The following is a 2,089-nucleotide window of genomic DNA, read 5'->3' on the forward strand; positions in this document are numbered from 1 at the left end:
TCCTCCACGCGCACGCCGGGCAGCTGGCCGAGCCCCTGCTGCGCGTGCTGCGTCGCCTCGAGCGCGAGATCGGTGCGCAGTTCGCCGATCGACGGCCGCAAGTCGAACAATCCGAATCCCCCGTTTCCGCGTTGCGCGACATGTGCCGGGTTCCCGCGTCGCCGCCCGCGGTTGCGCGGTTAGCGTGGCCGTTTCGCCGCAGGTGTATCCTCCAACGGTGTATCCTGGAACGCAGAACGGAGGCGCGAACCTTGCGCGTCATCGCGGGAGAAGCCCGCGGCCGGCCGCTCGTGGCGCCGCCGGGGCGCACCACGCGGCCGACGTCCGATCGCGTCCGCGAGGCGCTGTTCTCGATGCTGCACGACGAAGTCTCCGGCTCGCGCGTCCTCGACCTGTACGCGGGCAGCGGCGCGCTCGGCATCGAGGCGTTGAGCCGGGGAGCGCGCGAGGCGGTGTTCGTGGAACGGGGCGCGGCCGCGCAGCGCTGCATCCGCCTGAACCTTGAACGGTGCGGCTTCGCGGAACGCGCGCGAGTGCTGCGCGACGACGCCGTGCGCGCCCTGCAGAGGCTGGCCGAAGACGGAGAGCGCTTCGACCTGATCTTCCTCGACCCCCCCTACGCGTCAGGAGAGCTGGAGCGCTGCTGGCCGTTCCTCCCAGGCGTGGTGAGCGAGGGCGCTCTCGTGGTCGCGGAGCTCGCCCGTCGCGGGACGGCTCCGGAGGGCGGGGAGCGGCTGGCGCTGTGGCGGCGCCGCGAGTACGGCGACACCGCGGTCTGCCTGTACCGGGCGGCAGGAATTGCGGCGCAGGCGGGGAACTGAAGGTCGCGCCCGGACCGCCGAACGTGAGGAGTGGCGTCATGCGCACCGCCGTGTGTCCCGGCAGCTTCGACCCGATCACCTACGGGCACCTGGACGTCATCGGAAGGGCGGCGCGCCTGTTCGACCGCGTGATCGTGGCCGTCTTCCACAACCCCGGCAAGCAGCCCCTGTTCACGGTGGAGGAGCGGGTGGAGCTCGTCCGCCAGGCGGTGGCGGAATGGCCCAACGTCGCGGTCGACACCGGCGACGGGCTGCTGGCGCGCTACGCGTTGCGGAACGACGTGCGCGCGGTGGTGAAGGGCCTGCGTTCCGGCGCGGACTTCGATTATGAGGCGCCCATGGCGCACATGAACGGCCGCCTCGCCCCGGACGTGGAGACGGTGTTCCTCGCGGCGCGGCCGGAGTTCTCATTCATCAGCAGCAGCCTGGTCAAGGAAGTGGCCAGCCACGGCGGGGACGTCGGGGCCTTCGTGCCGCCGCATGTGGAGGGCGCGCTGAAACGGAAGTTCGCCCGTTAGAGGAGGCAACGCATTGGATCCTTTGATTGCGCTGGTGGACCGGCTTGAGGCGCTCGTCGCCGATGCCGGCCACGTCCCCCTGACCAACCGCCTGATCCTCGACGAGGACCGCATCCTCAGCCTGCTTGAGGAACTGCGCCGCAACATCCCTTCCTCCGTCCAGCAGGCGGAGCGCGTCGCGCGGGAACGCGACCGCATCCTCGCCCAGGCGCGCGAGGAGGCGGATCAGATCGTGCGCGAGGCGCGCGCGTACGCGGACCAGCTGGTGAAGGAGTCGAGCATCGCGCAGCGCGCGCAGGAAGAGGCGGCGCGCATCCAGGGGGAGGCCCGCGCCGTCGCGCGGGAGATGCGGGAGGCCGCTCGCCAGTACGCCGACGACGTCCTCGCGAAGGTCGAGGCGAACCTGCAAAAGGCGCTGCAGGTCGTGCGGGAGGGTCGGGCGCAGCTTGAAGGCTCCCCGGCGAAGGGCGCCGAGGCCAAGCCGGCCGCCGCGCCCGTCCAGGCGAGGGCTCACGGCGCAGGGCCGGCGGCGCGGAGCAAGTAGCGCTCGCCTCGTTCCGTGAGCACGTCCAGCCGCGGGGACAGCCCGTCACGACCTCGGGAGAGTTGGTGCTCCGTCGCACACCGTCGCACGCCCCGCCTAGGGGCGCTCCGCCGGGTGCGACGGCTCGTCCCCACGAGCCACGGGTGCGTCCGGGTAGGAGATCCAGTCGCTCCAGGACCCGGGGTAGAGGCGCGGCCGTGGCAGGC

The 2,089-nt window shown here is 72.0% G+C and carries 3 protein-coding genes; all 3 read left to right on the forward strand.

Annotated features, from left to right (window positions below):
* Positions 1-251: 251 nt before the first annotated feature.
* The 3 genes from rsmD to IRZ18_09870 are packed head-to-tail and all read left to right on the forward strand — an operon-like array spanning position 252 to position 1,883.
* Positions 252-821: a 16S rRNA (guanine(966)-N(2))-methyltransferase RsmD gene (gene rsmD, locus IRZ18_09860; protein MBX5477410.1), complete on the forward strand. Its 570-nt coding sequence runs from the start codon at positions 252-254 to the stop codon at positions 819-821.
* Positions 822-859: 38 nt separating this feature from the next.
* Positions 860-1,339, forward strand: a complete 480-nt coding sequence (gene coaD, locus IRZ18_09865; GenBank protein ID MBX5477411.1) for a pantetheine-phosphate adenylyltransferase — start codon at positions 860-862, stop codon at positions 1,337-1,339.
* A gap of 13 nt (positions 1,340-1,352) precedes the next feature.
* Positions 1,353-1,883 (forward strand): ATPase, encoded by a 531-nt coding sequence (locus IRZ18_09870; GenBank protein ID MBX5477412.1) that lies wholly within the window; start codon positions 1,353-1,355, stop codon positions 1,881-1,883.
* Positions 1,884-2,089 lie beyond the last annotated feature (206 nt).

The sequence above is a fragment of the Clostridia bacterium genome (assembly GCA_019683875.1).
GTDB lineage: Bacteria > Bacillota > Sulfobacillia > RBS10-35 > Bu92 > Bu92.

Bases quoted from the DNA above. Each gene is read 5' to 3' on its own strand.
- coaD (MBX5477411.1), top strand. From the start codon at position 860: ATGCGCACCGCCGTGTGTCCCGGCAGCTTCGACCCGATCACCTACGGG.